The following is a 26,320-nucleotide window of genomic DNA, read 5'->3' on the forward strand; positions in this document are numbered from 1 at the left end:
CGCTTGTGATAAAAATCAGCGAACAAACTGACGGTAAATTACACCATCGCGCTCAATATCCAAACGCCATAATGCACTGCGTCCGGCAGAAAGCACAGCCAGCAGATCGTCGACATTGGCAATGGCTGTACCATTCACGCCGCGCACAATGTCACCAGCCTTCAAATTCATTGCCTGTGCAGGCGTGTTGTTTTTTACACCGCTGATAACCACACCGCGTGTTGTCGGTGCGAGGCCGGATTTGCGTGCCAGTTCCGGTGTAATATTCTGCACCTGCGCACCAGCCAGCGGATTACGACCTGTGACTTCCCGTGCAGGCGCTTCTTTTGGCGGCTGAGCAAGCGTCACAGCAACCTCACGGGATTTACCGTCATTCAGCACAGTCATCTGCACTGTCTTGCCAATACCGGCAGTGGATACGCGATAGGCCAGCGCATCCGGATTATCGACCTTCACACCGTCAATCGCGGTAATCACATCACCGACTTTGATACCGGCTTCTGCCGCAGGGCTTTTTTCAGCCAGATCAGTAATCAGCGCACCGGAAGGCTGTTTCAGGCCAAGACCGGCAGCAATATCCGGCGTAATCGCCTGAAAAGTTGCACCAACATAAGGGCGCTCAAACGTGTCACTGCCGCTTTCAGCCGATTTCACAACAGCTGAAACCATATTCGACGGAATAGCAAAGCCGATACCGACAGAACCGCCGCTGCGCGAATAAATCGCCGTGTTGATACCAATCAGATTGCCGTTCATATCAATCAGCGCACCGCCGGAATTACCCGGATTAATTGCGGCATCGGTCTGAATGAAGAAGTCGAAATCCGAGACACCAACCTGTGTACGTGACTGCGCAGAAACAATACCGCTGGTCACGGTCTGCCCGACACCGAACGGATTACCGATTGCCAGCACCAGATCACCAACCTCAACCTTGTCGGAATCAGCAAGCTTAATGGTTGGCAGCTCTTCTTTGGCATCAATCTTCAGAATCGCCAGATCCGTTGTCACATCATTGAGCAACAGCTTTGATGAGAATTCACGGCCATCAGCCAGCGCGACTTTAATATCATCCGCACCGTCAATAACGTGATTATTGGTCACGATCAGACCGGAACTGTCTACGATCACACCAGAACCCAGCGACTGCTCCAAACGTGGCTTATTCGGACGCATCTGCCCACCGAAAAACTGTTCAAAGAACGGATCACCGGCAAATGGCGAGCGCTGCTGCACTTTGCGTCCGGCATAGACATTCACAACCGCACCGGAAGTCGACTTCACCAAAGGCGCGTAGGAAAGCTGAATGTCGCTATGGGACTGCGGCACCTGTTTCTCAGCAATTGCAGGTGTGCTCACGGCAGGCGCAAACACAGAAATCGTTCCCGCTGCAATAACGCCGGTGAGTAAAACAGCCAGACCGGCCTTGTAAATTTTACCTAAGCGCCCCGATTTATTGACCGGATCATTCTGCAGATGTGAAGCCATACTTGTATCCCACTTTTCGGAAACCGACTGATTAGGATGAATATAGGCTTCAAAACCAGACGGAAAAGAGGCCGGACAACAAACCTAAAATTAAATTATTGTAATAAAACAGTGCATTAGAAGCGATTTTACATAAATCCCTGTTCTCAAAAGAATACAGGATCATAGCAAACCCGAAAACATAGACAAAAGTGGATAATAAGCCCTCATCGCGGGAGGCAAAAAATATTAAACCTAAAAATAAAAAAGGGGCCGTGAGGCCCCTTAATTTATGCTATCTGCGTTAAACAGATTATGCAGCTTCTGCTTCAGCAGCTTCAGCTTCAACGCGTGCGCGATCAGCAGCGCCTTTAGCAGTAATGTCGCGTTCTACGAACTCAACAACAGCCATTGGAGCATTGTCACCGGTACGGAAACCGGCTTTCATGATGCGGATATAGCCGCCGTGACGGTCAGCATAACGGGTTGCCAGAACGTCGAACAGTTTCTGAACCAGCTGTACATCGCGGATAGCCGAAATGGCCTGACGACGTGCATGCAGATCACCGCGCTTGCCGAGAGTGATGAGCTTCTCAACGATCGGACGGATTTCCTTTGCCTTAGGCAAAGTGGTTACGATCTGTTCGTGTTCAATCAGCGAAGCAGCCATATTGGCGAACATTGCCTTACGGTGGCTTGCAGTCCGGTTCAGCTTACGGAGTGTCTTTCCGTGGCGCATGAGCCTTCTCCTTTAAAATCTATCTTCCGGTCGCAACCGGTCTCAATATTGATCTTCGTAGCGCTTAGCGAGATCTTCGATATTTTCCGGCGGCCAGGTCGGGATTTCCATACCGAGATGGAGTCCCATCGACGCCAGAACTTCTTTGATTTCGTTCAGCGACTTGCGGCCGAAATTCGGAGTCCGCAGCATTTCGGCTTCTGTCTTCTGGATCAGATCGCCGATATAAACGATGTTATCGTTCTTCAGGCAGTTTGCAGAACGGACAGACAGTTCCAGTTCATCCACTTTCTTAAGCAGAGCCGGATTGAATGCGAGTTCAGCAACCTGTTCCTGCGGAGCTTCCTTCTGCGGCTCGTCAAAGTTGACGAAGATCGCAAGCTGGTCCTGAAGAATACGAGCTGCATAAGCAACTGCATCTTCACCAGTGACAGAGCCGTTGGTCTCAACATTGAGGATCAGCTTGTCATAATCGAGAACCTGTCCCTCACGGGTGTTTTCGATCTTGTAGGAAACCTTACGTACCGGTGAATAGAGACTGTCAACCGGAATAAGACCGATCGGAGCATCTTCAGCGCGGTTACGGTCAGCAGGCACATAGCCCTTGCCCGTATTGACAGTGAATTCCATGCGGATTTCAGCGCCCTCATCGAGGGTGCAGATGACGTGATCCGGATTAAGGATTTCAACATCACCAACCGTCTGGATATCACCAGCCGTTACGACGCCTGGTCCTTCCTTGCGGACAACCATGCGCTTAGGTCCATCGCCTTCCATACGGATAGCGATTTCTTTAACATTCAGTACGATATCGGTTACGTCTTCACGCACGCCGTTGATCGACGAGAATTCATGCAGAACGCCGTCAATCTGAACAGCAGTCACCGCAGCACCGCGCAGCGAAGAAAGAAGAACGCGACGCAGCGCGTTACCCAATGTCAGACCGTAACCGCGTTCAAGCGGCTCAGCCACAACAGTGACCTTATTCTTCGAGCCCTGGGTAAGAAAATCAACCTTGTTAGGCTTGATCAGTTCCTGCCAGTTTTTCTGAATCATGTGCTTTCCTTTAATCTAGCTTTGCCACTATCCAATCGTGGCAACAGAGAGCGGAAACCACGAAAGACCTGAACATAAGTTCGGGCCCTTGCGGCGATGGACTGATTAGACGCGACGCTTCTTGCGTGGACGGCAACCATTGTGCGGGATCGGGGTCACATCACGGATCGAAGTGATTGTGAAACCGGCAGCCTGCAGAGCGCGAAGTGCAGATTCACGGCCGGAACCCGGACCGCAAACTTCAACTTCCAGCGAACGCATGCCGTGTTCCTGAGCCTTCTTGGCGCAATCTTCAGCAGCGATCTGAGCAGCAAAAGGAGTCGACTTACGCGAACCCTTGAAGCCCTGCGCACCGGCTGAAGACCAGGCAATCGCATTGCCCTGTGCGTCAGTGATAGTGATCAGTGTGTTGTTGAACGACGAATTAACGTGAGCAACACCCGAGGAAATATTTTTACGTTCGCGACGACGAACGCGACCGGCATCTTTAGCCATAACTAGTCCTTCCAATTGATCTCGACACCGCCGTAATACCAGCGGCTCCACCGACATATCCAGCCATCAGGCAAGACATGTCTGGATCTGTTTATTGGCACCTCTCGGAGCCAAACTTTTAAGATGCCCCGTAAACGGAGCATAATCTGCGCTTATCTCTGATTTGTTCCATAAAGGTGAGGCAGAGACGAGCAAATACCGGAGCCGTTTTATAAAACAGCTCCGGTACCAGCAAATTACTTCTTCTTACCGGCGATTGCCTTTGCAGGACCCTTACGGGTACGAGCATTGGTGTGGGTACGCTGACCGCGAACCGGCAGGGAGCGACGATGACGCAGACCGCGGTAGCAGCCCAGATCCATCAGACGCTTGATGTTCATCGAAACTTCACGACGCAGATCACCTTCAACGCGGTAATCACGGTCAATGGTTTCACGGATCTGCAGAACTTCAGCATCTGTCAGCTGGTTTACACGGCGATCAAGCGCAATGCCGACCTTTTCCATGATTTCAGCAGCAAATTTAGGGCCGATACCGTGAATATACTGAAGTGCAATGATCGCACGCTTATTCGTTGGAATGTTTACGCCAGCAATACGTGCCATGCGCTTTCTCCTGTATGAACCGCAAGATAACAGCCGCATCGGCATGTTTATAATCATGCGGTAGTTTAAAATATTACAGCCCCGGAAGCCGGTTCACGCTGTAATGAGCTCTACCGAACGCTATCCGCAAGTTGTTCTCACAAAAATCTGCGAGTTAACGGCTAATAACACGTCCGAAATCCAAGAGATCCACCGGATTTTTAACAAAGCCGGATCTGTTCTCTATGCCTGCACCGAACCACCGGATACAGACAGCATAAAAATGAACGAAACCGGAAAACCGGTTGCGCCCATCTGAATTAAGCGAATTGTCGCTGTCTTTGACGGAATCGTGAGGAAAAGTCAACCTCTAAGAGAGAACAGGCGTAAATGCTTATCATTTCGTTAAAAGCGGATAGCCAATAGCCGCCTTAAAGACAAAGCGCCGACCCGATATTATCAGATCAGCGCTTTGAATTTTCAAAAAAGACCGGATCAGGCAGGAAGCAGAAGCTTTTCAATCTCTGCTGTAACATCAGCCATAGCGGCCATGCCGTCTACCAGCTTCAGTTCACCGGTACCTGCATAATAGTCAGACAAAGGTGCGGTTTTCTCACGATACTCAACCAAACGCTTGCGGAAAGCCTCAGGATTATCATCTGAACGGACAGTGCCGCCTGCAGCAATGGTTTCCGCAACGCGGTTTTCCATACGCTTAATCAGAGCGGTCTCATCGACCTTCAGTTCAATCACTGCATCCAGTTCAGCATGCTTTTCTTTCAGCATACCTGTCAGCGCCTGCGCCTGAGGCACTGTACGCGGATAACCGTCAAGGATAAATCCGCCTGCACAGTCCGGCTGATCGATGCGATCCGAAACAATCGCATTCACGATCTCGTCCGAAACCAACTGACCTGCATCCATAACTGCTTTGGCACGTTTACCGACTTCAGTCTGTGCGGCAACGGCCGCACGGAGCATGTCACCGGTTGAGAGCTGGGGAATGGCATATTTTTCTGTCAGAATTTTTGCCTGAGTTCCCTTGCCTGCACCCGGAGGTCCTAAAAGTATGAGTCTCATCTCGCCCGTCTTCCCCCACGAAGTTTGGATTTTTTAATCAGCCCCTCATATTGATGAGCAATGAGATGACCCTGAATCTGAGCAACTGTATCAAGTGTTACGTTGACAACAATAAGCAGGGACGTACCACCGAGATAGAAAGGTACACCGGCCGCTGAAATCAGGAACTCAGGTACAAGACAGACAATCACGATATAGATAGCGCCAACCACTGTAATGCGGGTCAGAACATAATCAATATATTCAGCAGTGCGTTCACCCGGACGGATACCCGGAATAAAGCCCGAATGTTTCTTCAGCTGGTCAGCAGTGTCCTTAGGATTAAAGACAATCGCTGTATAGAAGAAGCAGAAGAATGCCATCAGCGCCGCATAGAGGAACATATAGATCGGCTGACCGTGACCGAGAGCGGCCAGCAGCGTGCTTCCCCAGGCAGGCATATTTTCTGTATTTGCGAAACCGGCAACAGTTGCAGGCAGCAAGAGCAGCGAAGATGCAAAAATCGGAGGAATAACACCGGCAGTATTCAGCTTCAGCGGCAGATGCGAAGTTTCGCCCTGCGCCATACGGTTACCCACCTGACGCTTCGGATACTGGATCAGCAGACGACGCTGTGCGCGCTCAACAAACACGATCACTGCGATCAGCGCAATTGCGAGAACAATCACACCAAGGATCAGCGCGGTTGACAGAGCACCTGTACGACCGAGTTCGAGCGTACCGGAGATAGCCTGCGGAAGGTTTGCAACAATACCTGCGAAGATGATCAGCGAAATACCGTTACCGATACCACGCGCAGTGATCTGTTCACCGAGCCACATCAGGAACATTGTACCGCCGACAAGCGTAATCACCGAAGTGATGCGGAAGAACAGTCCCGGCTCAGAAACAATACCGCTGCCGGATTCAAGCCCCACAGAGATTGCATAGGCCTGCACAAGCGCCAGAAGCACTGTACCGTAACGCGTATACTGATTGATAACTTTACGTCCGGCTTCGCCCTCTTTCTTCAGCGCTTCAAGAGAAGGCACCACAGAGGTCATAAGCTGTACGATAATCGATGCCGAAATATACGGCATAATCCCGAGCGCAAAAATCGCCATACGGGCAACAGCACCGCCGGCGAACATATTGAACAGCCCCAGCACACCCTGGCTGTGCTGCTGGAACGACTGGGCCAGCGCGTCAGGATTAATGCCCGGCAAAGGAATATAGGTACCGAAACGATACACAAGCAGAGCCCCGAGCGTAAACCAGATACGCTTCTTGAGCTCAGTCGCCTTCGAGAAGGCTGAAAAATTCAAATTGGATGCAAGCTGTTCAGCAGCCGATGCCATGAGATTACTCCGGTCTGTCGTACGTCAGAATCTGACGCCCCTCCCCAGATATGCCCATAGACAACAAGGCGCAAGTAGGCACATGCAATCAATAGGCATAAAGTTGAAAACGGCGGCACTAAGGCCGCCGTCTTGAAGATATTTCTGAGGCCTTATTCGGCAGAAGCAGCTTCAGGTAATTTTACCGAACCGCCTGCTTTTTCGATCTTTTCGATCGCAACCTTAGAAGCACCGGCAGCTTCAATCACCAGCTTAGCTGTGATTTCGCCATCGGAAACAACGCGGAAACCATCCAGAGCGCGACGGATTACACCGGCAGCGATCAGGGCTTCAGAGGTAACAGATGCTTTTGCATCCAGCTTACCGGCATCCACAGCTTCCTGAATGCGACCAACCGACACAACATTGAACTTCTTAGCGAAGATGTTGGTGAAACCGCGCTTTGGCAAGCGACGGTAGATTGGCATCTGGCCGCCTTCAAAACCATTGATGGACACGCCTGAACGGGACTTCTGACCCTTCACACCGCGACCACCGGTCTTACCGGAGCCGGAACCGATACCACGGCCAACGCGTTTGCGGGCCTTGGTTGCACCTGGGTTTTCACGCAGATCATTAAGTTTCATGATAATTCTCCTGCGCTTGATTAAGCTTCGTCCACAACGCGGACGAGGTGCGCAACCTTGGCAATCATACCACGAACGGAAGGTGTATCTTCCAGTGTACTGCGGCGGCGCATTTTGTTAAGACCGAGACCAACGAGCGTAGCGCGCTGTTCTTTCGGACGACGAATTGGGCTACCAATCTGTTCAACGGTAACCGTTTTGCCTTTAGTCGAAGACATAACTTTGTTCCTTAAGTCCTTGCGGGGCTAACGCCCCTCACCCAATGGTTATTCTTCACCGGCAACTACGTCGTGACGACGAGCCTGCAGTGTGGAATACTTAATACCGCGCTGTGCAGCGATATCTTTCGGGTGCATCTGATGCTTCAGCGCATCAAAAGTTGCACGCACCATGTTGTATGGATTGGATGAGCCAAGCGACTTGGCTACAACGTCCTGAACGCCGAGGGTTTCGAAAACCGCACGCATTGGACCACCAGCGATGATACCTTTACCGGCAGGTGCCGAGCGAAGAAGAACCTTGCCGGCGCCATGACGACCCTGCACATCGTGGTGCAGTGTACGGCCTGAGCGCAGCGGAACAAAAATCATATCGCGCTTGGCAGCTTCAGTTGCCTTGCGGATTGCTTCAGGCACTTCGCGAGCCTTACCATGACCAAAGCCTACACGGCCCTTCTGATCACCAACAACGACCAGAGCAGCAAAACCGAAACGACGGCCGCCTTTAACAACTTTGGCAACGCGGTTGATGTGTACCAGCTTATCGACGAATTCGCTGTCACGCTCTTCGCGGGCGCGATCTTCGCGATTACGTTCTTTCTGTGCCATTTCCTAATTCCTTTTTCTTTTCCGGAAGCACAAGTGAAACATTAACAAGCTATTAAACCCGAAAATGCACAAATTGACACCCGCAGTTCAGCTCTCTGATAAATCAGAAACCAAACCGGAAGTGTCATTACATCAGACCAGAACCGTAAACGGTTATGAAAATATGATGCGTAGTCAGCTTACAGCAATAAAAAGTGAGTCACTTAAGCCTCACGGCGCTGTAATACAGAAAAAATGTCGTCAAATGCAAGCACCTGACGACATTTTTTAATTTTATTAGAAGCTGAGACCAGCTTCGCGTGCTGCGTCTGCAAGAGCTTTCACACGGCCGTGGAAAATATATGCACCACGATCGAAGACAACTTCTGCTACACCGGCTTTAGCGGCGCGTTCTGCAACCAGCTTGCCAACTGCAGCGGCAGCTGCACTGTCTGCACCAGTCTTCAGGGACTTTTTAAGGTCACCGTCAAGGGTGGAAGCAGCAGCAACAGTGTGACCACGTACATCATCGATAATCTGTGCATAGATATTCTTAGATGTACGATGTACGCTCAAGCGCAGGCGGCCATTCGAAACAGCTTTGAGCTGACGACGAACGCGTGCAGCACGGCGCTGAATAGTTTGTTTAGGCGATGCCATAACACGTGTTCCTTATTTCTTCTTACCGGCCTTGCGGACGATAACTTCACCGGCATACTTAACGCCTTTACCTTTATAAGGTTCTGGCGAACGGTATTCGCGGATCTCGGCAGCAACCTGCCCGACAACCTGCTTGTCAATACCGGAGACAACGATTTCCGTTGGCTTAGGTGTTGCAACAGTGATGCCAGCTGGAACATCGTATACAACTTCATGGCTGAAACCCAGCGAAAGCTGAAGATTCTTGCCCTGCATAGCAGCACGATAACCAACGCCGGAGATTTCAAGCTTCTTTTCGAAACCGTCTTTAACACCGACGAAGATGTTGCTGATCATGGTACGGGCCATGCCCCACTTAGCGCGGGCGTCTTTCGACTGGGACAGAGGAGTAACGCTTACAGCGCCCTCTTCCATCTTCACGCTTACTTCATCACTTACGACGAACTTCAGTTCGCCTTTCGTGCCTTTGGCAGTAACAGTCTGACCATCAACGCTGGCGGTCACGCCTGCCGGAACCGGCACGGGTTTTTTACCGATACGAGACATTGTTAACCCTGTCCGTTTCTATGTTCACCACTCAGCCACATCAGAAGATGCGGCAGAGCAGCTCACCACCAACGTTTTGCTCACGAGCCTGATGATCAGCCATTACACCCTTAGGGGTGGAAAGAATGCTGATACCAAGGCCGTTAGCGACCTGAGGAATCGACTTTACTGAAACGTAAACGCGACGGCCCGGCTTGGAAACGCGGGTCAGTTCACGGATTACTGGCATACCTTCGTAATATTTCAGTTCGATTTCGATTTCGGATTTACCGTTGTCAAAATCAGTCTGTGTATATCCGCGGATATAGCCTTCAGCCTGCAACACGTCCAATACGCGTGCACGCAGCTTGGAAGCCGGGGTTGTAAGCTTGGTCTTTTTACGACCGATAGCATTACGGATGCGGGTCAGCATATCGCCGATAGGATCTGACATAGTCATATTATAACTCTCCTTACCAGCTCGATTTCACGATGCCTGGCACCTGGCCGAGCGAACCCAGCTGGCGCAACGCAATACGCGACATCTTAAGCTTGCGGTAGAAACCGCGTGGACGTCCGGACACTTCGCAACGGTTGCGAATGCGAACCTTGGAGGAGTTACGTGGCATCTCAGCCAGCTGAATGGTAGCGCGGAAGCGCTCATCCAGAGGCAGGGACTGATCCATAACAATTGCCTTCAAACGTGCACGCTTTTCAGCATGACGCTTAACCAACTTTTCGCGGCGCTTGTTTTTTTCGACTGCGCTAGTCTTGGCCATTTTTGATTACCTCGCTACGCTTGCCGTTACTGGCGGAACGGGAAGTTGAAGGCGCGCAGAAGAGCGCGGGCTTCATCATCCGTTGGTGCAGTCGTGCAAACGATGATGTCCATGCCCCAGATCTGATCAACTTTATCGTAGTTGATTTCTGGAAACACGATGTGTTCCTTGATACCCATGGCGAAATTGCCACGACCGTCAAAGCTTTTAGGATTCAGACCGCGGAAGTCGCGAACGCGTGGAAGCGCGATCGTGATCAGACGATCCAAAAATTCGTACATACGCTCACCACGCAGGGTGACTTTCGTACCGATCGGCATATCTTCACGGAGTTTGAAGGTAGCGATCGAGTTGCGTGCACGGGTGACAACGGCTTTCTGACCGGCGATCTGAGACAGATCTTCGGCAGCACGTGCAGGCTTTTTGGAGTCTGCAGTGGCTTCGCCAACACCCATATTGATTACAACTTTCGAAACGCGAGGAATCTGCATTTCGTTGCTGTATTTGAACTCTTCAAGCATAGCTTTACGGATTGTATCCTTATAAAGCGTCTTGAAGCGTGGTTCACTCTTTGCTTCAGCCATCGATCGACTCTCCGGAACGTTTTGCTACGCGTACCTTCTTGCCGTCTTTTTCGACGAAACCAACGCGGGTTGGTTTACCGTCTTTAGGATCAGCAATCGCCAGGTTTGACAGATGGATTGCGGCTTCTTTCGAAATAATGCCGGCTTCCTGAGTCTGTGTCTGACGCTGATGGCGCTTAACAATATTGATACCGCTTACGAAAGCCTGATCTTCTTTCGGCAAGACCTTGATCACTTCACCGGTACGGCCCTTGTCCTTACCGGCAAGCACAACAACGCGGTCGCCTTTGCGAATCTTTTGCATCGTCGAACTTCCCTTACAGAACTTCTGGAGCCAGCGAGATGATCTTCATGTGGCTCTTAGCGCGAAGTTCACGCGGAACCGGTCCGAAGATACGAGTGCCGATAGGCTCTTTCTTGTTGTCAATCAAAACAGCAGCATTGTTATCAAAACGGATAACGCTACCATCTGGGCGACGAATGTCTTTGGCTGTGCGAACCACAACCGCTTTCATTACGTCACCTTTTTTAACGCGGCCACGAGGAATCGCTTCCTTGATGGACACCACAATGATGTCACCAACGGAAGCGTATTTCCGTTTCGAGCCGCCCAGCACCTTGATGCACATGACACGACGTGCGCCGGAGTTATCCGCCACGTCGAGGTTTGTTTGCATCTGAATCATGACTGGCCGCCTTCTTATCTCTCAGCTGGTTAAGGGCTCCTGCCCTACCTAAGCTGCGTGTTTAATGTTAGCCCGTTGCTTAGTTCGCGAGAACTACCCAACGTTTGTCTTTCGAAATTGGAGCAGATTCCTGAATGGAAACCTGATCACCAACCTTGAACTGGTTGTTTTCGTCATGCGCTTTGTACTTCTTCGATTGACGAATAATCTTCTGAAGCAGTGGATGCGCGAAACGGCGCTCCACTTTAACAACGACAGTCTTGTCGTTCTTGTCGCTGACGACAACGCCCTGCAGAATGCGTTTAGGCATTATTTAAATTCCTTATGCCTTGCTTTCGGCCGCCTTCTGGCGGGCAATAGTCTTAATACGTGCGATGTCGCGGCGAACCTGCTTCACACGTGCGGTTTTTTCTAACTGACCAGTGGCTTTCTGAAAGCGCAGGTTAAACTGCTCTTTCTTCAATCCACCCAACTGTTCAGTCAGCTGGTCGAGGCTTTTCGCCCGGATGTCTGCGGCTTTCATAGCTGTCTCTCTTATTCAGCGATGCGTTGAATAAAACGCGTCTTGATCGGCAGCTTCGCAGCTCCGAGTCGGAGAGCTTCACGTGCCACATCTTCAGGTACGCCGTCAAGCTCAAACATAACACGACCTGGCGCTACGCGGCATGCCCAGTAATCAACTGAACCCTTACCTTTACCCATACGGACTTCGGTAGGCTTGGAAGTTACTGGCAGATCCGGGAAGATCCGGATCCATACACGACCGGCACGTTTCATGTGACGGGTAATAGCGCGGCGAGCGGCTTCGATCTGACGTGCGGTAACGCGTTCAGGCTCGACTGCCTTCAGACCGAAAGCACCGAAGTTCAGATCCGTACCGCCCTTGGATTCACCGTGAATACGGCCCTTGAACTGCTTACGGAACTTTGTGCGCTTAGGCTGCAACATTGTTCTCTACTCCAATATTCTAACCGAAAACGCTTAAAATTAAGCGTTTTCGCGGCGGCGGTTCGACTGCGGACCCTGAGCGTCGGCTTCAATCGCACGACGTTCGGAAGCCATTGGGTCATGCTCAAGGATTTCGCCTTTGAATACCCAAACTTTCACGCCGCAGATACCGTAAGCGGTCTGTGCTTCAGCTGTACCGTAGTCAATATCAGCGCGCAGAGTGTGAAGAGGAACGCGACCTTCACGGTACCATTCCATACGAGCAATTTCTGCACCGCCAAGACGACCCGAACAATTAATACGGATGCCTTCTGCGCCGAGACGCATTGCGGACTGAACAGCACGCTTCATAGCGCGACGGAATGCCACACGGCGTTCCAGCTGCTGAGTGATCGACTGAGCAATCAGGGTAGCGTCAACTTCTGGCTTGCGAACTTCAACAATGTTGAGAACCGCATCAGAGTTGGTCATATCGGAGAGCTTCTTACGGAGCTTTTCGATATCTGCACCCTTCTTACCGATAATGATGCCCGGACGAGCCGAGTGAATGGTCACACGGCACTTCTTGTGCGGACGTTCAATCACGATTTTGGAGATCGCAGCCTGCTTGAGTTCTTCAGTCAGGTATTTGCGGATCTTCAGATCTTCATGAAGGAGCTTACCGTATTCGCCGGTATTCGCGTACCAACGCGAATCCCAGGTACGGTTAATGCCCAGACGAAGACCGATCGGATTAATCTTCTGGCCCATTATGCGGCCTCCCCTTTTTCGGCGACTTCGCGGACAACGATGGTCAGGTGAGAGAACGGACGTTCAATCCGGCTCGCCTTACCACGGCCACGCACATGAAAGCGCTTCATGACGATCGACTTGCCAACAGAAGCTTCCGCGACGATCAAAGCATCAACATCGAGGTCGTGATTGTTTTCTGCGTTGGCGATTGCCGATTCAAGCGTCTTCTTAACTGTCTCTGCAATGCGCTTGCGCGAGAATGACAGATCAGCAAGTGCCGCGTTGACTTTCTTGCCGCGGATCAGAGCCGCGACAAGATTAAGTTTCTGCGGGCTAACGCGAATCGTGCGGGCGACGGCTTTCGCCTCGTTATCCTTAAGCTGGCGCGGAGCCTTGGCCTTGCCCATACTTACTTCCTCTTCGCTTTCTTGTCCGCACCGTGACCGTAATAGGTACGGGTTGGAGCGAATTCACCGAACTTGTGTCCGACCATTTCTTCGGAGATGGACACAGGAATGTGTTTATTACCGTTGTATACACCAAAGGTCAGGCCAACAAACTGCGGCAGGATCGTGGAGCGACGGCTCCAGATCTTGATGACCTCATTACGACCGCCGGAGCGTACCTTCTCAGCCTTCTTGAGAAGATAGCCGTCAATAAACGGTCCTTTCCAAACTGAACGAGCCACTTTAGACTACCTCTCTTATTTCTTACGCTGATGACGCGAACGCATGATGAATTTGTCCGTCGCCTTGTTCGAGCGTGTCTTCTTGCCCTTCGTAGGTTTGCCCCACGGAGTAACAGGATGACGACCACCCGAAGTACGACCTTCACCACCACCGTGTGGGTGATCAACCGGGTTCATGGCAACGCCGCGTACGTGTGGACGCTTACCGCGCCATACGGAACGACCGGCTTTACCGTCGTTGGTGTTGCCGTGATCCGGATTGGATACAGCGCCAACAGTTGCGAGACAACCGGAATGTACCAGACGCTGTTCACCGGAGTTCAGGCGAAGGATCGCCATGCCCTGGTCACGGCCAACGAGCTGTGCATAGGTACCGGCCGAGCGAGCGATCTGACCGCCCTTGCCTGGCTTCATTTCCACGTTGTGGATGATGGTACCAACCGGCATCGCACCGAGTGGCATCGCGTTACCTGGCTTAACGTCAACCTGTGCGCCGGAGATAACCTTGTCGCCAACAGCAAGACGCTGTGGTGCCAGGATGTAGCTCAGCTCACCGTCTTCGTAGCGGATCAGCGCGATGAATGCGGTACGGTTTGGATCGTATTCCAGACGCTCAACAGTAGCGGACACATCGTGTTTCGTACGCTTGAAATCAATAAAGCGATACGTACGTTTGTGACCACCGCCCTGATAGCGAACAGTGATACGACCGGTGTTGTTACGACCGCCCTTTTTAGTCAAACCTTCGGTCAATGCTTTGACCGGCTTGCCTTTGAAGAGCTCCGAACGATCCACGATGACCAGCTGACGCTGGCCAGGAGTGATCGGGTTAAAGTGCTTGAGTGCCATTGTCTTTACTCCACGGCCTCTCAGAGACCAGTCGAAACGTCGATGCTCTGGCCTTCAGCCAAAGTTACGATCGCTTTCTTGACATCGCTCTGGCGCCCAACAATACCGCGGAAACGCTTCACTTTGCCTTTACGCACAGTGGTGTTCACAGCTGTAACTTTCACGCCGAAAAGCGCTTCTACTGCAGCTTTGATCTCTGGTTTCGTGGCCTTGCGGGCTACGTTAAAGACGATCTGGTTAAATTCGGAAACCATGGTCGACTTTTCGGTAATGACCGGGCTAACGATCACATCATAGTGACGAAGATCTGTCATTTGAAACGCTCCTCGAGGGCTTCGACAGCTGCCTTGGAAAGGACGAGCTTGCCACGGCGAAGAATGTCGTAAACGTTGATGCCCTGTACCGGCAGCACATCAATATTCGGGATATTGGATGCAGCCAGCTTGAAGTTGGCGTCGATTTCCGAACCACCGATCAGCAGTGCGTTTTCCAGACCGAGATTAGCAAACTGGCTTACCAGCAGCTTGGTCTTGGCTTCTGCAGCTGCCAGATCATCAATGATGATCAGATCAGAGGCTTTAACCTTAGCCGAAAGGGCGTGACGCAGAGCCAGAGCACGAACCTTCTTAGGAAGATCATGTGCATGGCTGCGGGCTACAGGGCCATGAGCCTTACCACCGCCACGGAACTGTGGTGCACGAGCGGAATGGTGACGGGCGCGGCCGGTACCCTTCTGCTTGTACATTTTTGCACCGGTACGTGCAACTTCACCACGGGTCAGAGTCTGGTGGGTACCCTGCTGACGGCGAGCGAGCTGCCAAAGGACAACGCGCTGAAGGATGTCATCGCGCGGCTCAAGACCGAAGATTTCTTCGGAGAGCTGCACTTTACCGGCATCCTTGCCTTCAAGTGTTGTAATTGTGAGATCCATTATTCGGCTCCCTCAGTCGCTGCAGGTTCTGCAACCGCAGCAGCTTCACCTTTAGCTTGGCGCAGGCCAGCTGGCTTAGGAGCATTTTCTGGCAGCGATACTTTTACAGCATCACGAACATAGATCCATGCACCCTTGGAACCAGGAACAGCACCGCGAACAAGGATCAGGCCGCGATCGAGGTCGGTAGAAACGACTTCGATATTCTGCGTGGTTACACGGGTCTGACCCATGTGACCGGCCATTTTCTTGCCTTTAAATACTTTACCTGGATCCTGACGCTGACCGGTCGAACCATGGGCACGGTGGGATACCGAGTTACCATGAGTTGCGCGGCCGCCGCCGAAGTTGTGACGCTTCATAACACCGGCAAAACCTTTACCGATTGTTGTACCTGTAACGTCAACTTTCTGACCGGCTACAAAATGCTCAGCAGTGATTTCTGCGCCTACATCCAGAAGATTGTCTTCTGAAACGCGGAATTCAGCTACTTTCGCTTTCGGTTCAACTTCAGCCTTCGCGAAGTGACCGCGCAGAGCCTTGGTCGTGTTCTTCACCTTGGCCAATCCTACGCCAAGCTGTACGGCTGTGTAGCCGTTTTTTTCTACTGTGCGCTGAGCTACAACGTGGCAGTTCTCCATGCGGAGTACTGTCACCGGTACATGCTCGCCAGCGTCTGTATAAACGCGGGTCATGCCCAGCTTTTGTGCAATAACACCTGAACGCATCGGTTCGTTCCTTCCGTCCTCAAGCCTTACAGCTTGATCTCGACATCAACACCAGCCGACAGATCCAGCTTCATCAGCGCATCTACAGTCTGTGGGGTTGGGTCAACGATATCGAGAAGACGCTTATGAGTGCGCATCTCGAACTGCTCGCGGCTCTTCTTATCGATGTGCGGCGACCGGTTAACTGTGAACTTTTCGATCCGTGTTGGCAGAGGGATCGGTCCGCGCACATTGGCACCGGTACGCTTGGCAGTCGACACGATTTCGCGGGTCGAAGCGTCAAGGATCCGATGGTCAAACGCCTTAAGGCGAATGCGGATATTTTGACCGTTCATTTGATTTGTTCCTTATTACGCGGGACGTTTGGCTTTGAAGATGATTTTAAACCACCAAACCAAACGCCCTGCACAAATCTATTATTCGATGATCGAAGCGACGATACCTGCACCAACGGTGCGGCCACCTTCACGGATCGCGAAACGGAGTTTTTCTTCCATAGCGATTGGCACGATCAGCGCAACATCAACAGTTACGTTGTCGCCCGGCATAACCATTTCCACGCCTTCTGGCAAGGTCACAATACCGGTTACGTCAGTTGTACGGAAGTAGAACTGCGGACGGTAGTTTGTGAAGAATGGTGTATGACGGCCACCTTCGTCTTTGGTCAGAATATAAGCTTCTGCCTTGAACTTGGTGTGTGGCTTAACCGAACCTGGCTTGCAGAGAACCTGACCACGTTCAACGTCATCACGGCCTACACCGCGAACCAGCGCACCGATGTTGTCGCCAGCCTGGCCCTGATCGAGCAGCTTGCGGAACATTTCAACGCCGGTAACAGTTGTCTTGCCGGTAGCTTTGATACCAACGATTTCAACTTCTTCACCAACTTTAACGATACCGCGTTCTACACGACCGGTAACAACTGTACCACGACCGGAGATCGAGAATACGTCTTCGATTGGCATCAGGAACGGCTGATCAACAGGACGTTCCGGAGTTGGGATGTAAGCATCAACAGCGGCCATCAGTTCACGAACTGCATCTTCACCGATTGTCTTGTTGCTGTCTTCCAGAGCTGCCAGAGCCGAACCCTTAACAACTGGAATATCATCGCCTGGGAAGTCGTATTTCGACAGAAGTTCGCGAACTTCCATTTCTACGAGTTCGAGCAGCTCAGCATCGTCAACCTGATCAACTTTGTTCAGGAACACAACGATTGCAGGCACACCAACCTGACGAGCGAGCAGGATGTGCTCACGGGTCTGTGGCATCGGGCCGTCAGCAGCGTTAACAACCAGGATCGCGCCGTCCATCTGCGCAGCACCGGTGATCATGTTCTTAACATAGTCAGCGTGGCCTGGGCAGTCTACGTGTGCGTAGTGGCGGTTTTCTGTTTCATATTCAACGTGCGAGGTCGAAATGGTGATACCGCGGGCTTTTTCTTCCGGTGCGTTATCGATCTGGTCGTAAGCGCGGAAGTCACCAAAGAATTTGGTGATTGCAGCTGTCAACGAGGTCTTACCATGGTCAACGTGACCGATGGTGCCGATGTTGACGTGTGGTTTAGTACGTTCAAATTTGCTCTTTGCCATCTGAGCTCTCCATAAATTTAGCCTGCTCAGGCATTCTTATTTTAACGAGCGTAAGCCAAAAGGCTTACGCAAACTTCTTCTGGATTTCTGCGGCTACTGCTGCAGGAACCGGCTCATAATGGTCGAACTGCATGGTGTACTGGGCGCGGCCCTGTGACATCGAACGCAGGTTGTTCACGTAACCAAACATGCTGGCCAGCGGAACATTTGCGTTAACTACAGTAGCAATACCACGGGCTTCAGTACCGGAAATCTGACCACGACGGGAATTCAGATCGCCAATAACGTCACCAACGTAATCCTCAGGAGTCACGACTTCGACCTTCATGATCGGTTCGAGCAACTGAGCGCCGGCTTTCTGTGCACCTTCACGGAATGCTGCACGGGCAGCGATTTCGAAGGCCAGAACGGACGAGTCAACATCGTGGTATGCACCATCGATAAGGGTCGCCTTAACTCCGAGCATCGGGAAGCCTGCCAGAGGACCTGCACCCATAACGCTTTCGATACCCTTCTGAACGCCCGGGATGTATTCCTTAGGAACAGCACCACCAACGATCTTGGAATCGAAGATGAAGTCATCGCCTTCATGCGGCTCAAATACGATCTTAACACGAGCGAACTGACCGGAACCACCGGACTGTTTCTTATGTGTATAGTCGATTTCAGCTTTACGGGTGATGCTTTCACGATAGGCAACCTGCGGCTGACCAATGTTAGCTTCAACCTTGAACTCACGACGCATACGGTCAACCAGAATGTCGAGGTGAAGTTCACCCATACCGGCAATAATGGTCTGACCGGATTCTTCGTCCGACTTAACGCGGAATGAAGGATCTTCAGCAGCCAGACGGTTCAGGGCGATACCCATCTTTTCCTGGTCAGCTTTGGTCTTTGGTTCAATCGCGATTTCGATAACCGGATCAGGGAATTCCATACGCTCCAGAATAACAGGCTTCAGCGGATCGCAGAGCGTGTCACCGGTTGTGGTTTCCTTGAGGCCAGCCAGAGCAACGATGTCACCGGCAAATGCTTCTTCGATATCTTCACGGGAGTTCGAATGCATCTGCAGCATACGGCCGATACGTTCGCGCTTGCCCTTAACAGTGTTTTCGAGAGAAACACCCTTGGTCAGCTTGCCCGAGTAAATACGTGCGAAGGTCAGAGAGCCAACGAACGGATCGTTCATGATCTTGAATGCGAGCAGAGAAAGCGGAGCTTCGTCTGAAGATTCACGGGTTGTTTCTGTTTCAGTCTTTACGTCGATACCTTTAATCGCAGGCACTTCGTTAGGAGCTGGCAGATAATCAACAACTGCATCCAGAACAGGCTGAATGCCCTTGTTCTTGAACGCGGTGCTGCAAAGTACCGGATGGAACTGAACAGCAATTGTACCCTTACGGATCAGTGCACGCAGCTCATCATTGGTTGGCAGAGTGCCTTCCAGATAAGCTTCCATTGCAGCTTCATCGATTTCAACAGCAGTTTCGATCAGCTTTTCGCGATATTCTTCTGCTTTTGCCTGAAGGTCAGCAGGAATTTCACCAACCTGCGTCGGAGCGCCGATTGAGCCATCCCATGTCAGGGCCTTCATCTCAACGAGATCGATCACACCGCCGAATTCGTTTTCAGCACCGATTGGCAGCTGAATAACGAGAGCAGTTGCACCCAGACGGGTTTTGATCATTTCTACGCAGCGATAGAAATCCGCACCGATCTTGTCCATTTTATTGACAAGAACCATACGTGGTACGTGGTATTTTTCAGCCTGACGCCATACGGTTTCAGTCTGCGGCTCTACACCGGCATTAGCATCGAGAAGTGCGATCGCACCATCGAGAACGCGCAGGGAACGCTCAACTTCAATCGTGAAGTCAACGTGACCAGGAGTATCGATGATGTTGAAGCGACGCTTCTTGCCATCACGGCCTTCCCAGAATGTGGTGGTCGCAGCAGAAGTAATCGTGATACCACGTTCCTGCTCCTGCTCCATCCAGTCCATTGTGGAGGCGCCGTCGTGCGTTTCACCGATTTTATGGTTCTTACCTGTGTAGAACAGGATACGCTCAGTCGTTGTCGTTTTACCGGCATCGATGTGCGCCATAATACCGAAATTACGGTAGTCTTCGATTTTATATTCGCGGGCCATAATATTTGCTCTTTGAATAGAGTTCGACGATTACCAGCGGTAATGCGAGAATGCGCGGTTAGCTTCAGCCATACGGTGCGTATCTTCACGCTTCTTAACAGCCGAACCACGATTGTTTGCAGCATCAAGCAATTCGCCGGACAGACGATCAATCATCGTTGTTTCGTTGCGGTTGCGAGCGGCATTGATCAGCCAGCGGATTGCCAGCGCCTGACGACGGTCAGGGCGAACATCAACAGGAACCTGATAAGTCGCACCACCAACACGGCGGGAGCGCACTTCCACATGCGGCGCAACATTGTCAAGCGCCTGATGGAACATCACCAGACCATCCTGCTTAGCTTTCGCTTCAACAGAATCCAGAGCACCGTAAACGATGGACTCTGCAACAGATTTCTTACCATGAAGCATGATTGCGTTCATGAATTTGGTCACAACCAGATCACCAAACTTTGGATCCGGATTGATTTCACGCTTTTCAGCACTGTGACGACGGGACATATTTGTCTCTTTAATTACATCGGGCTCAACTCACCTGAGGATCAGGTGGCCGGTATCCCCGGAAAATTATTATTTAGGACGCTTAGCACCATACAGCGAACGACGCTGCTTACGGTTTTTAACACCCTGGGTATCGAGCACACCACGGATGATGTGGTAACGCACACCCGGCAAATCCTTGACGCGGCCGCCGCGGATCATAACTACCGAGTGTTCCTGAAGGTTGTGACCTTCACCCGGAATATAACCAATAACTTCAAAGCCGTTGGTCAGACGAATCTTTGCTACTTTACGCAGCGCCGAGTTCGGCTTTTTCGGGGTTGTTGTATAAACGCGGGTACATACGCCGCGCTTCTGTGGGTTTGCCTGCAGAGCAGGAACCTTATTACGCTTAACCTGCGCCTGGCGAGGTTTGCGGATCAGCTGGTTTACGGTAGGCATTGAACCTTCCTCTACTAAATAAACTCGTATCTTTTGCCCAAATGGGCCGTTTCACCGTTATGCATATGCACAAAATCGGACATTGTGCCAACGCTAGCGCTGGCATGCCCGAACAAAAGCAGAGGAAGTTACCTTCATGCGAACGGCAATTTGCATTTTAGATCGTAAAACGAACCCTGTTTGAGACAAACTCCAGAGTATGTCACTCCGGAACAGCCAGCCTCACATCGGCTCAGATGGTGTGCTGATACGCTCAAAGGCGCGTTTCGTCAAGACCGGCAGCGGAGTTTTCTGATTTATGACAGACAAATCGGAATTTCAGCCCTCAAAAGCGGGTAATTTTGTCTGAAATTGCATCACTTGTTATGCAAATCACATAAAATACCGGCAGAATCCTTATCCGACTGTCCTTTTGGATGATTATCTTTTATGCAGACAGTCTGATTCAGCCGTTTCAGGCCCTGATACAGGGCGAGTTTAACCGGAAATTAAGGAATGCCCCGTGTCAGACACAAATCCCGATTCGAATGAAGTGTTTCTCATTATTGCAGATGCATGGAAGGACGGCGAGAGCGATCCCGTCAATGTCCACATCCTGTTGAAATCGGAACCGGAAGAAGATGTCATTCAGGCAACTTTGGAAATCCTTGCCAATGAAGGTTTTGCTGAAGCCGAAATTACCGAAATCGGTACATTGACCGAACAGCCGGAAGAAGAACCATATCTGAGCGGTTACAATACCGCCCTCTCCGGTCAGGTTGCGATGATCGAGTTTGACGGTTCCCATGAAGATGATGAAGACGAAGAATAATCGTCCCTCACCTTAACGATGAAAAAGCGTCGCTTCATGCGGCGCTTTTTTTATGAACAGTTTCTCCTGCTCGCATACAAAAAAGGCCACCCGAAGGTGGCCTTTTCATTTCTTATAAGGTCGGATTATTCCGCTGCATTATTGGTCATGTCGACCAGCATTGCATTTGCAGCATCCGCACCGGAAGTTTTGCGGCGCTCGTCGATAATCAGATCATCGCGGGCTGTCGCAATACGACGGATCTGGCTCATCATACCGCCGGTACCGGCAGGGATCAGACGACCAACAATCACGTTTTCCTTCAGACCCTGCAGCGTATCCATCTTACCGGCAACTGCGGCTTCAGTCAGAACGCGGGTTGTTTCCTGGAAGGAAGCAGCCGAGATGAAGGAAGGTGTCTGCAACGATGCCTTCGTGATACCGAGCAGAACCGGCAGACCTTCAGCAGGTTTCTTGCCGTCTTCAACCAGACGATCATTGATTTCGTCAAGTTCAATACGGTCAACATGATCGCCCGGAATATAGGTGCTGTCACCGGATTCCGTGATCTCAACCTTCTGCAGCATCTGACGAACGATCACTTCGATATGCTTATCGTTGATCGTCACACCCTGCAGGCGGTAAACTTCCTGAATTTCGTTCACGAGGTAAGAAGCAAGTGCTTCCACGCCCTTGATCGCCAGAATGTCATGCGGTGCAGGATTACCGTCGAGAATATAGTCACCCTTTTCGATCGCATCGCCATCCTGAAGATGGAAAGGCTTGCCTTTAGGGATCAGATATTCAACCGGCTCCAAATTATGGTCATTCGGTTCAATAATGATGCGGCGCTTGTTCTTGTAGTCGCGGCCGAAACGGATTGTACCATCAACTTCAGCGATGATCGCATGGTCCTTCGGACGACGAGCTTCGAACAGTTCAGCCACGCGTGGCAGACCACCGGTAATATCTTTGGTCTTCGCGCTTTCCATAGGCAGACGGGCAATCACGTCACCGACGCGAACCGTTGCACCTGGCTCAACCGAGAGAATGGTCTCAACGGAGAGCTGGAAGCGGGCTTCACCACCCTTCGACAGTTTCGCAACTTTGCCGTTCTTGTCTTTAACAACCAGAGCAGGCTTCAGATCCGAACCGCGCGGGGTCGAACGCCAGTCAATAACAACGCGCTTGGTGATACCGGTGGATTCATCGGTGTTTTCAGCAACCGACAGACCGTCAACCATATCTTCGAACTCAATCACACCTTCAACTTCGGTGATGATCGGACGGGTATACGGATCCCACTCGGCCAGACGCTGACCGCGTTTCACTGCATCACCGTCATCGACGAACAGGCGCGAACCATAGGTTACACGATGGCTTGCACGTTCCTTGCCGGATGCATCCATGATGAGAACGGCCATGTTACGGCCCATAACCACCAGATGACCGTCGGAATTACGAACCACATTGCGGTTACGCAGTGCAACAGTACCTTCATAGGAAGCTTCCAGATAGGAGCTGTCCACAACCTGCGCTGTACCACCAAGGTGGAACGTACGCATGGTCAGCTGGGTACCAGGCTCACCGATCGACTGCGCAGCGATAACACCGACAGCTTCACCTTTGTTCACCGGAGTACCGCGTGCAAGGTCACGACCATAGCACTTACCGCACACGCCGGAGCGGGTGAGACAGGTCAGAGCCGAACGGATACGAACGGTCTGGATACCGGCTTTTTCGATCACTTCCACATGACGCTCTTCGATCATGTCGCCGGAAGCAACAATCAGCTCACCCGTAGCCGGATGATTGATGTCGTCCAGAGCAACACGGCCCAGAATACGCATGCCAAGCGAAGCCACGATCTGACCCGCATCAACGATCGGGTTCATTGTCAGACCAACGGTTGCACCGCAATCCGGTTCAGAAATGATCGCATCCTGCGCAACGTCAACGAGACGGCGTGTCAGATAACCGGAGTTAGCGGTTTTCAGAGCCGTATCGGCCAGACCCTTACGCGCACCGTGTGTCGAGTTGAAGTACTCGTTCACGGTCAGACCTTCTTTAAAGTTCGAGATAATCGGTGTTTCGATAATCTCGCCCGAAGGCTTGGCCATCAGACCGCGCATACCGCCGAGCTGACGCATCTGCGAAGGCGAACCACGGGCACCGGAGTGCGACATCATGTAGATGGAGTTCATCTGCTTCTGACGACCGGTTTCCGGATCGAATTCAACAGCCTTAATGCGGGCCATCATTTCGTCGGCGATCTTGTCAGTCGCTTTACCCCAGGCATCAACAACCTTGTTGTACTTTTCGCCCTGAGTGATCAGACCGTCATTGTACTGCTGTTCATATTCCTTGGCCAAAGCTTCTGTATCGGCAACGATCTTCGCCTTGGCATCAGGAATGACCATGTCATCCTTACCGAAGGAAATACCGGCACGACAAGCATGTGCAAAGCCGAGCTGCATCACGCGGTCACAGAAAATCACTGTCTCTTTCTGACCGCAATGACGGTAAACCAGATCGATCATCTTGGAGATGTTCTTCTTGGTCATTTCCTGATTGCAGATATCGAAAGGAACATTGGCGTTCTTCGGCAGCAATTCACCGAGGATCAGACGACCCGGTGTTGTGTCAAAGAGTTTCGATACAGGCTTGCCTTCCGCATCAACAGACTTGAAGCGGCCTTTGATCTTGGTGTGCAGCGTAACGGTCTTGGTTTCCAGCGCATGCTGCAATTCGCCCATATCGGCGAAGACCATGCCCTGACCAGGTTCGTTTTCAGCAACGATCGACAGGTAATAGAGGCCGAGAACCATATCCTGCGACGGCACGATGATCGGAAGACCGTTTGCCGGATGCAGAATGTTGTTGGTCGACATCATCAGAACGCGTGCTTCGAGCTGTGCTTCAAGCGACAGCGGCACGTGAACAGCCATCTGGTCACCGTCGAAGTCCGCGTTAAACGCAGTACAAACAAGCGGGTGCAGCTGGATAGCCTTACCTTCGATCAGCGTTGGTTCGAAAGCCTGAATACCAAGACGGTGCAGCGTCGGCGCGCGGTTAAGCAGAACCGGATGCTCGCGGATAACCTCATCAAGGATATCCCAAACCTCTGGGCGTTCTTTTTCAACCAGCTTCTTCGCCTGTTTAACAGTCGAAGAGAAACCCTTGGCGTCAAGACGTGCGTAGATAAACGGCTTGAACAGTTCCAGAGCCATTTTCTTCGGCAGACCGCACTGGTGCAGTTTCAGCTCAGGACCGGTCACGATAACCGAACGACCGGAATAGTCGACGCGTTTACCGAGAAGGTTCTGACGGAAACGACCCTGTTTACCTTTCAGCATATCCGAAAGCGACTTCAGCGGACGCTTATTCGCACCGGTAATGGTACGACCGCGACGGCCGTTATCGAACAGCGCGTCAACAGCTTCCTGCAGCATACGCTTTTCGTTACGGATAATGATGCCAGGTGCACGAAGCTCCATCAGGCGCTTCAGACGGTTGTTACGGTTGATCACACGACGGTAAAGGTCGTTCAGATCGGATGTCGCAAAGCGACCGCCATCCAGCGGCACCAGAGGGCGCAGATCCGGCGGGATCACCGGAACGATCTTCATGATCATCCACTCAGGACGGTTACCGGATTCCATGAAGTTCTCAACGATTTTGAGACGCTTCATCAGCTTCTTGGTCTTCAGTTCCGAAGTGGTTTCGGCCAGATCAGTGCGCAGCTGCACAGCAATCTTTTCGAGTTCCATTGTCGCCAGAAGATCATAAATCGCTTCCGCGCCGATCAGCGCTGTGAACTGGTCTTCACCGAATTCATCAACAGCAATCATATATTCTTCTTCTGAAAGCAGCTGGTGCTCTTTCAGGGAGGTCAGACCTGGTTCTGTGACGATGTAGTTTTCGAAATACAGAACGCGTTCGATATCCTTCAGCGTCATATCAAGCAATGTGCCGATACGCGAAGGAAGCGACTTCAGGAACCAGATATGGGCAACAGGAGCAGCCAGTTCGATATGGCCCATGCGCTCACGGCGCACGCGTGACAGCGTTACTTCAACGCCGCACTTCTCACAGATAATGCCCTTGTATTTCATGCGCTTGTACTTACCGCACAGGCACTCATAGTCCTTGATCGGGCCGAAGATACGGGCACAGAACAGACCATCGCGTTCAGGTTTGAACGTACGGTAGTTGATCGTTTCTGGCTTTTTGATCTCGCCGTATGACCAGGACAGAATCTTCTCAGGGCTGGCAATCGAAATCCGGATGGAATCGAATGTCTGCACCGGAGCCTGAGGATTGAAAAGATTCATGACCTCTTGGTTCATGCCGTTCTCCTTAGGGCATCATGCTTCACAAAAGTTGGCCTACTTCGCGACAGCATCATGCGTTTGAATCTATATGCAGAGCAGTATCCGGCACAGGCTTTAGCGCCCTGATACTCTCTGACGGGCAATTGCCCTAATCTGCGCAACGGCCAGACACAGCGCCTGAAACCGTCATTCTTTCAAAACATACTGCCGAAT

General features: G+C 51.5%; 35 protein-coding genes. 2 read left to right on the forward strand and 33 right to left on the reverse strand.

All coding sequences use genetic code 11. The features are described 5' to 3' along the window. Nucleotides 1–15 precede the first annotated feature (15 nt). The 5 genes from K1X45_RS03985 to rpsM all read right to left on the reverse strand — a co-directional run bounded on the left by K1X45_RS03985 (nucleotide 16) and on the right by rpsM (nucleotide 4,362). Entirely contained in the window at nucleotides 16–1,488 is a 1,473-nt protein-coding gene (locus K1X45_RS03985; protein ID WP_220159905.1) for a DegQ family serine endoprotease, read from the reverse strand. A gap of 292 nt (nucleotides 1,489–1,780) precedes the next feature. Next, nucleotides 1,781–2,206: a 50S ribosomal protein L17 gene (rplQ, locus tag K1X45_RS03990; protein WP_022710964.1), complete on the reverse strand. Its 426-nt coding sequence runs from the start codon at nucleotides 2,204–2,206 to the stop codon at nucleotides 1,781–1,783. Nucleotides 2,207–2,248: 42 nt separating this feature from the next. Further along, complete coding sequence (locus tag K1X45_RS03995; RefSeq protein ID WP_022710963.1) at nucleotides 2,249–3,262, reverse strand: DNA-directed RNA polymerase subunit alpha; 1,014 nt, start codon at nucleotides 3,260–3,262, stop codon at nucleotides 2,249–2,251. 105 nt (nucleotides 3,263–3,367) lie between these two features. Further along, the gene (rpsK, locus tag K1X45_RS04000) at nucleotides 3,368–3,757 is read right to left on the reverse strand and encodes a 30S ribosomal protein S11 (protein ID WP_022710962.1); all 390 of its coding nucleotides are present in this window, start codon (nucleotides 3,755–3,757) and stop codon (nucleotides 3,368–3,370) included. A gap of 236 nt (nucleotides 3,758–3,993) precedes the next feature. Beyond that, nucleotides 3,994–4,362, reverse strand: a complete 369-nt coding sequence (rpsM, locus tag K1X45_RS04005; protein WP_022710961.1) for a 30S ribosomal protein S13 — start codon at nucleotides 4,360–4,362, stop codon at nucleotides 3,994–3,996. 103 nt (nucleotides 4,363–4,465) lie between these two features. Here rpsM and K1X45_RS04010 point away from each other — a divergent pair, with 103 nt between their 5' ends. Beyond that, a complete protein-coding gene (locus K1X45_RS04010; protein WP_220159906.1) occupies nucleotides 4,466–4,660 on the forward strand; it encodes a hypothetical protein in 195 nt (64 codons plus the stop codon). Between the two features lie 176 nt (nucleotides 4,661–4,836). Here the strand turns inward: K1X45_RS04010 and K1X45_RS04015 are convergent, their stop codons facing one another. The 27 genes from K1X45_RS04015 to rpsL form a co-directional block, all read right to left on the reverse strand. Continuing rightward, nucleotides 4,837–5,421, reverse strand: a complete 585-nt coding sequence (locus K1X45_RS04015; RefSeq protein WP_022710959.1) for an adenylate kinase — start codon at nucleotides 5,419–5,421, stop codon at nucleotides 4,837–4,839. After that, nucleotides 5,418–6,758, reverse strand: coding sequence for a preprotein translocase subunit SecY (gene secY, locus K1X45_RS04020; protein WP_022710958.1), 1,341 nt, complete (start codon nucleotides 6,756–6,758; stop codon nucleotides 5,418–5,420). Before secY ends, K1X45_RS04015 begins: the two co-directional genes overlap by 4 nt. A 152-nt stretch (nucleotides 6,759–6,910) precedes the next feature. Then, entirely contained in the window at nucleotides 6,911–7,384 is a 474-nt protein-coding gene (rplO, locus tag K1X45_RS04025; protein ID WP_220159907.1) for a 50S ribosomal protein L15, read from the reverse strand. A 20-nt stretch (nucleotides 7,385–7,404) separates the two neighbouring features. Then, a complete protein-coding gene (rpmD, locus tag K1X45_RS04030; protein ID WP_022710956.1) occupies nucleotides 7,405–7,602 on the reverse strand; it encodes a 50S ribosomal protein L30 in 198 nt (65 codons plus the stop codon). A 48-nt stretch (nucleotides 7,603–7,650) separates the two neighbouring features. Then, complete coding sequence (gene rpsE, locus K1X45_RS04035; protein ID WP_022710955.1) at nucleotides 7,651–8,211, reverse strand: 30S ribosomal protein S5; 561 nt, start codon at nucleotides 8,209–8,211, stop codon at nucleotides 7,651–7,653. A 276-nt stretch (nucleotides 8,212–8,487) separates the two neighbouring features. Then, the gene (gene rplR / locus K1X45_RS04040; protein WP_075654833.1) at nucleotides 8,488–8,850 is read right to left on the reverse strand and encodes a 50S ribosomal protein L18; all 363 of its coding nucleotides are present in this window, start codon (nucleotides 8,848–8,850) and stop codon (nucleotides 8,488–8,490) included. A gap of 12 nt (nucleotides 8,851–8,862) precedes the next feature. Beyond that, the gene (gene rplF, locus K1X45_RS04045) at nucleotides 8,863–9,396 is read right to left on the reverse strand and encodes a 50S ribosomal protein L6 (RefSeq protein ID WP_022710953.1); all 534 of its coding nucleotides are present in this window, start codon (nucleotides 9,394–9,396) and stop codon (nucleotides 8,863–8,865) included. A gap of 40 nt (nucleotides 9,397–9,436) precedes the next feature. Beyond that, nucleotides 9,437–9,835 (reverse strand): 30S ribosomal protein S8, encoded by a 399-nt coding sequence (rpsH, locus tag K1X45_RS04050; protein WP_022710952.1) that lies wholly within the window; start codon nucleotides 9,833–9,835, stop codon nucleotides 9,437–9,439. Between the two features lie 13 nt (nucleotides 9,836–9,848). Further along, nucleotides 9,849–10,154 carry a 30S ribosomal protein S14 gene (rpsN, locus tag K1X45_RS04055; protein WP_022710951.1) on the reverse strand — a complete coding sequence of 102 codons (306 nt, stop codon included), beginning with the start codon at nucleotides 10,152–10,154 and terminating at the stop codon, nucleotides 9,849–9,851. A gap of 26 nt (nucleotides 10,155–10,180) precedes the next feature. Continuing rightward, nucleotides 10,181–10,738: a 50S ribosomal protein L5 gene (gene rplE, locus K1X45_RS04060; protein WP_022710950.1), complete on the reverse strand. Its 558-nt coding sequence runs from the start codon at nucleotides 10,736–10,738 to the stop codon at nucleotides 10,181–10,183. Beyond that, nucleotides 10,731–11,042 carry a 50S ribosomal protein L24 gene (rplX, locus tag K1X45_RS04065; protein WP_022710949.1) on the reverse strand — a complete coding sequence of 104 codons (312 nt, stop codon included), beginning with the start codon at nucleotides 11,040–11,042 and terminating at the stop codon, nucleotides 10,731–10,733. Before rplX ends, rplE begins: the two co-directional genes overlap by 8 nt. A gap of 13 nt (nucleotides 11,043–11,055) precedes the next feature. Then, a complete protein-coding gene (rplN, locus tag K1X45_RS04070) occupies nucleotides 11,056–11,424 on the reverse strand; it encodes a 50S ribosomal protein L14 (RefSeq protein ID WP_022710948.1) in 369 nt (122 codons plus the stop codon). A gap of 79 nt (nucleotides 11,425–11,503) precedes the next feature. Continuing rightward, on the reverse strand, nucleotides 11,504–11,734 hold the full coding sequence (rpsQ, locus tag K1X45_RS04075) for a 30S ribosomal protein S17 (protein WP_022710947.1): 231 nt from the start codon (nucleotides 11,732–11,734) through the stop codon (nucleotides 11,504–11,506). 12 nt (nucleotides 11,735–11,746) lie between these two features. Beyond that, on the reverse strand, nucleotides 11,747–11,947 hold the full coding sequence (gene rpmC, locus K1X45_RS04080) for a 50S ribosomal protein L29 (protein ID WP_022710946.1): 201 nt from the start codon (nucleotides 11,945–11,947) through the stop codon (nucleotides 11,747–11,749). An 11-nt stretch (nucleotides 11,948–11,958) separates the two neighbouring features. Further along, entirely contained in the window at nucleotides 11,959–12,372 is a 414-nt protein-coding gene (gene rplP, locus K1X45_RS04085; RefSeq protein ID WP_022710945.1) for a 50S ribosomal protein L16, read from the reverse strand. A gap of 39 nt (nucleotides 12,373–12,411) precedes the next feature. Then, nucleotides 12,412–13,122 carry a 30S ribosomal protein S3 gene (rpsC, locus tag K1X45_RS04090; RefSeq protein ID WP_022710944.1) on the reverse strand — a complete coding sequence of 237 codons (711 nt, stop codon included), beginning with the start codon at nucleotides 13,120–13,122 and terminating at the stop codon, nucleotides 12,412–12,414. Next, entirely contained in the window at nucleotides 13,122–13,511 is a 390-nt protein-coding gene (gene rplV / locus K1X45_RS04095) for a 50S ribosomal protein L22 (protein WP_022710943.1), read from the reverse strand. The genes rpsC and rplV overlap by 1 nt, the downstream gene beginning before the upstream one ends. Before the next feature lie 2 nt (nucleotides 13,512–13,513). Further along, nucleotides 13,514–13,792: a 30S ribosomal protein S19 gene (gene rpsS, locus K1X45_RS04100; RefSeq protein ID WP_022710942.1), complete on the reverse strand. Its 279-nt coding sequence runs from the start codon at nucleotides 13,790–13,792 to the stop codon at nucleotides 13,514–13,516. Nucleotides 13,793–13,807: 15 nt separating this feature from the next. Beyond that, nucleotides 13,808–14,641, reverse strand: coding sequence for a 50S ribosomal protein L2 (rplB, locus tag K1X45_RS04105; protein ID WP_022710941.1), 834 nt, complete (start codon nucleotides 14,639–14,641; stop codon nucleotides 13,808–13,810). A gap of 20 nt (nucleotides 14,642–14,661) precedes the next feature. Beyond that, nucleotides 14,662–14,955 (reverse strand): 50S ribosomal protein L23, encoded by a 294-nt coding sequence (locus tag K1X45_RS04110; RefSeq protein ID WP_022710940.1) that lies wholly within the window; start codon nucleotides 14,953–14,955, stop codon nucleotides 14,662–14,664. After that, nucleotides 14,952–15,572, reverse strand: a complete 621-nt coding sequence (rplD, locus tag K1X45_RS04115; RefSeq protein WP_022710939.1) for a 50S ribosomal protein L4 — start codon at nucleotides 15,570–15,572, stop codon at nucleotides 14,952–14,954. The genes K1X45_RS04110 and rplD overlap by 4 nt, the downstream gene beginning before the upstream one ends. Beyond that, nucleotides 15,572–16,300 carry a 50S ribosomal protein L3 gene (rplC, locus tag K1X45_RS04120; RefSeq protein ID WP_022710938.1) on the reverse strand — a complete coding sequence of 243 codons (729 nt, stop codon included), beginning with the start codon at nucleotides 16,298–16,300 and terminating at the stop codon, nucleotides 15,572–15,574. The genes rplD and rplC overlap by 1 nt, the downstream gene beginning before the upstream one ends. 26 nt (nucleotides 16,301–16,326) lie before the next feature. After that, nucleotides 16,327–16,635 carry a 30S ribosomal protein S10 gene (gene rpsJ, locus K1X45_RS04125; RefSeq protein WP_002964363.1) on the reverse strand — a complete coding sequence of 103 codons (309 nt, stop codon included), beginning with the start codon at nucleotides 16,633–16,635 and terminating at the stop codon, nucleotides 16,327–16,329. A gap of 81 nt (nucleotides 16,636–16,716) precedes the next feature. Next, complete coding sequence (tuf, locus tag K1X45_RS04130; protein WP_022710937.1) at nucleotides 16,717–17,892, reverse strand: elongation factor Tu; 1,176 nt, start codon at nucleotides 17,890–17,892, stop codon at nucleotides 16,717–16,719. A 64-nt stretch (nucleotides 17,893–17,956) separates the two neighbouring features. Continuing rightward, the gene (fusA, locus tag K1X45_RS04135) at nucleotides 17,957–20,041 is read right to left on the reverse strand and encodes an elongation factor G (RefSeq protein ID WP_022709961.1); all 2,085 of its coding nucleotides are present in this window, start codon (nucleotides 20,039–20,041) and stop codon (nucleotides 17,957–17,959) included. A gap of 30 nt (nucleotides 20,042–20,071) precedes the next feature. Continuing rightward, nucleotides 20,072–20,542, reverse strand: a complete 471-nt coding sequence (rpsG, locus tag K1X45_RS04140; RefSeq protein ID WP_022709962.1) for a 30S ribosomal protein S7 — start codon at nucleotides 20,540–20,542, stop codon at nucleotides 20,072–20,074. A 69-nt stretch (nucleotides 20,543–20,611) separates the two neighbouring features. Next, the gene (rpsL, locus tag K1X45_RS04145) at nucleotides 20,612–20,983 is read right to left on the reverse strand and encodes a 30S ribosomal protein S12 (protein ID WP_022709963.1); all 372 of its coding nucleotides are present in this window, start codon (nucleotides 20,981–20,983) and stop codon (nucleotides 20,612–20,614) included. A gap of 502 nt (nucleotides 20,984–21,485) precedes the next feature. On the opposite strand from rpsL, the gene K1X45_RS04150 reads away from it, so the two are divergent. Next, the gene (locus K1X45_RS04150) at nucleotides 21,486–21,794 is read left to right on the forward strand and encodes a hypothetical protein (protein ID WP_022709964.1); all 309 of its coding nucleotides are present in this window, start codon (nucleotides 21,486–21,488) and stop codon (nucleotides 21,792–21,794) included. 125 nt (nucleotides 21,795–21,919) lie between these two features. Here K1X45_RS04150 and rpoC read toward each other — a convergent pair whose 3' ends face one another. Beyond that, on the reverse strand, nucleotides 21,920–26,122 hold the full coding sequence (rpoC, locus tag K1X45_RS04155) for a DNA-directed RNA polymerase subunit beta' (protein ID WP_075657647.1): 4,203 nt from the start codon (nucleotides 26,120–26,122) through the stop codon (nucleotides 21,920–21,922). Between the last annotated feature and the right edge of the window lie 198 nt (nucleotides 26,123–26,320).

The sequence above is a fragment of the Pseudochrobactrum sp. Wa41.01b-1 genome (assembly GCF_019464455.1).
GTDB lineage: Bacteria > Pseudomonadota > Alphaproteobacteria > Rhizobiales > Rhizobiaceae > Pseudochrobactrum > Pseudochrobactrum saccharolyticum.